Consider the following 6,000-nt stretch of genomic DNA (forward strand, 5'->3'; position numbering starts at 1 on the left):
CGTTACGCCAGGACAGTCAGATTGTCAGACAGACTGCCTGGATGGGAGGAGCGTCTTATGGTTGACCCTGAGTTCCAGGTTGAGATGTTAAGGAAGATGATGCTGATACGCGGATTTGAGGAGAGGGTGAGAGACCTCTATGCGTCCGGGTACATGGCAGGCTTGGCTCACCTTTACATAGGAGAGGAAGCTGTTGCTGTCGGCGTATGCTCGGCTCTTGATCAGACCGATTTCATAACGAGCACTCATAGGGGGCACGGACACTGCATCGCCAAGGGCGGGGACGTGAGGAAGATGATGGCCGAAGTCATGGGCCGGTCGACAGGGTACTGTAAAGGGAAGGGCGGCTCCATGCACATATTCGACGTCAAGCTCGGAATCCTCGGCGCCAACGGCATTGTGGCGGGAGGCATACCCATGGCCACCGGCGCAGCCCTCGCATCCAAGCTCAAAGGATCCAGACAGGTGACGGCGTGCTTCTTTGGAGACGGCGCAACCAACCAAGGAACCTTCCATGAGAGTCTCAACATGGCAGGGCTTTGGAAGCTGCCGGTGGTCTACGTCTGCGAAAACAACCTCTATGGGATCTCCGTATCGCAGACACGTCACCAGGCCATCAAAGACGTGGCCGTCAGAGCGTCCTCTTATGGAATGCCGGGTGTCACTGTTGACGGCAACGACGTACTAGCCGTATACGACGCAGCTAAGGAGGCCGTGGAAAGAGCGAGATCCGGCGGGGGGCCCACTCTCCTCGAGTGCAAGACCTACAGGCACGGTGGACACCATTGCGGCGAACCGGGCACGGCTTATAGGCCGCAAGACGAAATAGCTGCTTGGAAGAACGCGGATCCAATAACCCGGATGGTAGACCGGCTGATCTCTTCGGGCATCCTCGAACCGAAAGACGTGCGCGAGATACAAGGGGCGGTCGATTCGCTTCTTCTCGAAGCAGTCGAGTACGCCAAAGGGAGTCCGCTGCCTGCGCCGGAGGAGGCTCTCGAAGATCTATACTCTGGCGGCCAGGGAGTTCTCTAGGAACGGAGGTGGAGACATGAGGAACATAACATACCGGCAAGCAATCAATGAGGCCCTCAAAGAGGAAATGACGCGAGATCCCAGGGTGGTCCTTCTCGGTGAAGACGTAGGGCCGTACGGCGGGAACTTCAAGGTTACCGACGGACTCTGGGCGGAGTTCGGAGATGAAAGGGTGATGGACACCCCCATCTCCGAGAATGGGATCTGCGGCGTGGGGTTAGGTCTGGCCGTGAATGGGTTCCGGCCAGTTATAGAGGTGATGTTCAGCGATTTCACTGCCAACGCCATGGACCAACTAGTGAATCAAGTTGCCAAACTCCGCTACATGTCCGGGGGGCAGCTTGAAGTGCCCATGGTGGTCAGGACGACCATAGGAGGAGGCAGATCTTCAGCGGCGCAGCATTCCCAGAGCCTGCATGCGTGGTTCTGGCACGTACCAGGCTTCCGGGTAGTCCTCCCCTCCTCTCCCTACGATGCTAAGGGCCTTCTCAAGGCAGCCATCCGGTCTAACGATCCCGTGATGTTCTTCGAGCACAAAATGGAGTACAACTTCGCAGGACCGGTGCCGGAGGAAGACTACGTGATAGAACTGGGCAAAGCCGACGTCAAGCGCGAGGGCAGAGATGTAACAGTCATTTGCACATCGTTCCTCGTCCAAAAGGCGCTCGCCGCCGCGGAGAAGCTCGCGCCGCAGGGCATAGACATCGAGGTAGTCGACCCGCGCTCCCTAAACCCCCTGGACCGGGAGACGCTCGAGGCGTCGGTTCGGAAGACCGGCAGGGTAGTGATCGCAGATGAAGGGCATATCACGTGCGGGGCCGGCGCTGAGCTTGCCGCCATCCTGGGGCACTCGTGTTTTGACTACCTGGACTCTCCCATCGAGAGGGTCGGGACCAAGGACGTCCCTATCCCGTTCAGCCCTCCCATGGAACAATTCGTAGTGCCGGGCGAGGAATCGATAATAAAGGCGGTCATGCGGACTCTCGGGAAATGACGAGGTGAGCACCTGTGGCGGTTGACATAATAATGCCCAAGCTGGGCCTTACCATGACGGAAGGAACTATCCTCCGCTGGATCAAGCAGGATGGAGACAAGGTGGAGAAGGGCGAGGCAGTCCTCGAGATAATGACGGACAAGACCACCATGGAGATTGAGTCCCCCGGCTCGGGGGTCCTCAGAGTCATAGCGACTGAAGGATCCACGGTCCCGATCTTGGAAGTGGTGGGCAGGATCACCGTCGACGAGGACGCCGCAGGCGACGAAGGTCTCCCCGCCGCCGAAAGCACTCTAACCGAGTCGAACCTCGCGGCCAATGGCAGGCGTCAAGCGGCTACGGAAGGCCAAGGGGAACGGTTGACGTGCGCGGAACCTACAGCACCCGCAGACGTGGAATCCTCCTCGTCGCAACCCCTTCTGGGGGACTCGGCAGCCGAAGCCGTCCCTGTCAAATCGTCCCCGGCAGCCAGGAGAGCCGCGAAGGAACTTGGCCTCACCGACTGCGAATTCCGCAGTATCAGGGGAACGGGTCCAGGCGGAAGGATCGTCGAAGAGGACGTGAGAGCCGCAGCGAGCAAGCATGCTGCCAGGATTGCCCAACACGACAATACACAGAACGCCCGGGGGACCGGAGACCAGCCGCAAGTGGTACCCCTTACAGGAGTCCGCGGACTGATTGCCGAGCGGATGTCCCGGTCCGCACGCGAGGCGCCTCAATTCCACGTTACCGTAGAGATGTGTCTTGACCAACTGGTGAACCTCCGGAAAGAGCTTCTTCCGGAGATCGAGCGGAGTCACAGCGTCCGGATCTCATACACAGGCATGCTTGTGAAGATAGTCGCCGAAGCCCTTAAAGGCTTCCCAACCTTGAACTCCTTTGTGAATGACAGGGAGGTTCGCGTCCAGCCGGAGGTCAATATAGGCGTAGCGGTAGATTCCAGCGCGGGGCTCACCGTGCCGACGATCTACGGTGCCCGGGCCAAAAGCGTCGCGGACATCTGCCTCGAATTGAACGACCTTGTCAAAAGGGCGCGTGATGGGTCGTTGCTTCCGGACGACCTGGCCGGCGGGACCTTCACCATCTCGAACCTGGGCATGCTGGGCGTAGACGAGTTCGCGGCGATTCTTAATCCCCCGCAGGCAGCCATACTAGCAGTCGGTAGGTTTAAGCCTCAGCTCTACCTGGAAGACCGGGGGATCGTTGCTCATTCTGTCGCGGCTTTCACGCTCACGTGTGACCACAGAGCCGCAGACGGGGCACTCGCAGCCAGGTTCCTCAAGCGGATCGAGGAGATAGTGCGGGGGGATGAGGCCGGGCTGCGGAGCCTTCTCTGTTAGATTCGCCCTTGCGCCCCGCTCTCGAGGAAGGCGCGGTTGAGATCTGTCAGGACGAAACCGGGTGCAATCGCATCGACTCGGTAGTCGGCCTCGGTCACCCCAACAGCAGGCTTACGCGCCATCGTTCCAGCTACGTTGAAGAGGACGTCTATGCGGCCAAGCATCTGCCACACCCGCCCCACCACGTCTTGTATCTGTGCAGTATCGCAGACGTCCAGCTGGAACCGCAAGACTCTGGTACACCCCGTAGACACCTCCGGTGCTGCCTTACACAGAGTCTCCTCACGTCGACCGGTCAGGACCACATCCGCTCTTGCTTCGGCCAGCTCCCTGCGGTGGCCTTTCCGATGCCGCGACTAGCCCCACTGGCGAAGCAGACCTGGCCCTTCAGCCCGAAACTATCTAGGATCAATTCCACCCCTCCTGCAAGTTGAAGAGGCGCCCGCCTGGCCGGAAAGGCCTGTGACTGGACGCCTCGCTGGTTGCTGCGGCTTACCCCAGAAGTCCCATATCCGTCAGAACCGTACGTAGTTCGGCCTTTTTATCCTCAGCCATGGGCCCCACCGGCGCCCTGGCATATCCGGCCTCGATGCCTATCATGTTGAGCGCTTCCTTTATGACAACGGGGAACGTCCCAAGCCCAAACGCCAGTCTGAGAGGCGCCAGCTTGTACTGGGCATCAAGTGCAGTCTTCCTGTCTCCCGCCATGAACGCATCATATATCGTAGACACCAGTCTGGGAGCTACGTTAGCTGTCGCGGTAATCGAACCCTTGGCCCCGTGGCAGAGTGCGGCGTATATGAGCGTATCCCGGCCCATGAGCACCGAGAACGTTTCCGGAGTGCGTCGGATATACTCGGCGGTGAGTGTCATGTCGCCGCTAGAGTCCTTGATCCCACGGATGTTCTCGACCTTGGACAAGGTCTCGACTGTCTGGGCGGTGATGTTGCATCCGGTTCGCGCCGGGTTGTTGTAGAGGAGGACTGGGATCTTCGTGGCCTTTGCGATCGTTGTGAAGTGTTCAACGAGTTCCGACTGGCTAGGTGATACGAAGTATGGGGTGATCACGGACACCGCATCTGCACCAGCTGATTCTGCCACGCGTGTGAGCTCAACGGCTTCCCTTGTAGTCACAGCTCCTGTGCCAGCGTAGACAGGCACTCTACCCCGGGTCTCATCTACTACTGTCTCGATCACGCGCTTCTTCTCTTCTGTCGTTAGCGCGTAGAACTCCCCCTGGCTACCCACGGGAAACAACCCGTGCACCCCGCCATCTATCAGGTAGTTCACTAATTTCCGAAGTGCGGCCTCGTTCACCTGGTCACGCTGATCAAGGGGCGTAACTATTGCGGGGATAACTCCTTTGATCTCCAAAGACACTGGTAACGCCACCTCCAAGTTTGTTCTCAGCGCAGTAAGCAAGCCCTCGGCGCTCACAGCTCCCCAAGGTAGACACGGCGTACCTCTTCGCTCCTGAGCAGTTCTTCCGCCGGGCCGGCGAGCGCGATCTCGCCAGTCTGCAACACATAGCCCCGATCGGCGATGGCCAGAGCCATGCTGGCGTTTTGTTCAACCAACAGGATCGTCGTACCGGATGCATTTATCTCTCTTATTATCTCGAATACCCCTTGTACAAGTATCGGCGCAAGCCCCATCGAGGGCTCGTCGAGCAGCAGCACCTTTGGGTGGGCCATGAGCGCTCTTCCCACCGCGAGCATTTGCTGTTCCCCTCCGCTGAGTGTAGCAGCCAGCTGGCGTGACCGCTCGCGAAGGCGAGGAAACCGGTCGAACACTGATTCGATATCACGCTCGATCCCCCGGCTGTCCCTGCGGCAGAACGCCCCCATCTCCAGGTTCTCCCGAACCGACATTTCAGGAAATATCCGCCGGCCTTCGGGGATTTGAACCACCCCTAGAGACGTCACCTGGTGTGGGAGCATGCCGCTGATTTGCTTACCCATGAATTCCACAGATCCTGAGCTCGGAGAGACGAGCCCACTGATAGCCTTGATCGTGGTACTCTTGCCCGCTCCGTTCGATCCGATGAGGGTCACGATTTCGCCTTCGTTTACTTCAAGGGACACGCCCTTTAGGGCATGGACCGCGCCGTAATATACGTGAAGATTGTTGAGCTTGAGCACCGAGAATCCCCCCAAAACGTCAGGACTTCACCGCTGGCTGTTTCCCGAGGTAGGCCTCTATGACTCTCGCATCCGCCTTGACCTCGTCCGGCGTGCCCGCTGCTATCCTCTCCCCATGGTCGAGGACTACAATCCGCTGGGAGATCCCCATGACCACCCTCATGTCGTGCTCGATGAGGATGACAGTAATCCCACGTTCATGGACAGCCCGTATCAGGTCTGATACGGCTGCTTTCTCCCTGGGGTTCAGGCCGGCTGTTGGTTCGTCCAAGAGTATGAGCCTCGGCTCGGCTGCAAGCGCGCGTGCAATCTCCAGTCTCTTCTGCTCACCGTAAGGCAGGTTTCTGGATAGCTCGTTCATCTTCGAGCCGAGACCGACAAAATCCAGTAGCTCAACGGCCTTATCGCGCGCTCCATCCTCTTCCTTGCGGAATCGAGAACTTCTAGTGATTGCGTCAAGCAGCCCGGACCTCGTGGCGACATGCTGTCC

At 58.9% G+C, this 6,000-nt stretch carries 7 protein-coding genes; 3 read left to right on the top strand and 4 right to left on the bottom strand.

The features are described from left to right. Positions 1-57: 57 nt before the first annotated feature. The 3 genes from NUW23_00235 to NUW23_00245 are packed head-to-tail and all read left to right on the top strand — an operon-like array spanning position 58 to position 3,369. Positions 58-1,035, top strand: a complete 978-nt coding sequence (locus NUW23_00235) for a thiamine pyrophosphate-dependent dehydrogenase E1 component subunit alpha (protein MCR4424608.1) — start codon at positions 58-60, stop codon at positions 1,033-1,035. A 16-nt stretch (positions 1,036-1,051) separates the two neighbouring features. Further along, a complete protein-coding gene (locus NUW23_00240) occupies positions 1,052-2,029 on the top strand; it encodes an alpha-ketoacid dehydrogenase subunit beta (protein ID MCR4424609.1) in 978 nt (325 codons plus the stop codon). 14 nt (positions 2,030-2,043) lie between these two features. Next, entirely contained in the window at positions 2,044-3,369 is a 1,326-nt protein-coding gene (locus tag NUW23_00245) for a 2-oxo acid dehydrogenase subunit E2 (protein ID MCR4424610.1), read from the top strand. On the opposite strand, the gene NUW23_00250 is transcribed toward NUW23_00245, so the two are convergent. The 4 genes from NUW23_00250 to NUW23_00265 form a co-directional block, all read right to left on the bottom strand. Next, positions 3,366-3,695, bottom strand: coding sequence for an SDR family NAD(P)-dependent oxidoreductase (locus NUW23_00250; GenBank protein MCR4424611.1), 330 nt, complete (start codon positions 3,693-3,695; stop codon positions 3,366-3,368). The genes NUW23_00245 and NUW23_00250 overlap by 4 nt on opposite strands. Positions 3,696-3,861: 166 nt before the next feature. Next, positions 3,862-4,749: a 4-hydroxy-tetrahydrodipicolinate synthase gene (gene dapA, locus NUW23_00255; protein ID MCR4424612.1), complete on the bottom strand. Its 888-nt coding sequence runs from the start codon at positions 4,747-4,749 to the stop codon at positions 3,862-3,864. Between the two features lie 53 nt (positions 4,750-4,802). Further along, positions 4,803-5,510, bottom strand: a complete 708-nt coding sequence (locus tag NUW23_00260) for an ABC transporter ATP-binding protein (GenBank protein ID MCR4424613.1) — start codon at positions 5,508-5,510, stop codon at positions 4,803-4,805. A gap of 19 nt (positions 5,511-5,529) precedes the next feature. Next, positions 5,530-6,000 (bottom strand): ATP-binding cassette domain-containing protein (locus tag NUW23_00265; protein ID MCR4424614.1); only part of this gene is annotated, 471 nt, incomplete at its 5' end.

This window comes from Bacillota bacterium (assembly GCA_024655925.1).
Taxonomy (GTDB): domain Bacteria; phylum Bacillota; class DTU025; order DTU025; family JANLFS01; genus JANLFS01.

Bases quoted from the DNA above. Each gene is read 5' to 3' on its own strand.
- NUW23_00235 (MCR4424608.1), top strand. From the start codon at position 58: ATGGTTGACCCTGAGTTCCAGGTTGAGATGTTAAGGAAGATGATGCTG.
- NUW23_00240 (MCR4424609.1), top strand. From the start codon at position 1,052: ATGAGGAACATAACATACCGGCAAGCAATCAATGAGGCCCTCAAAGAG.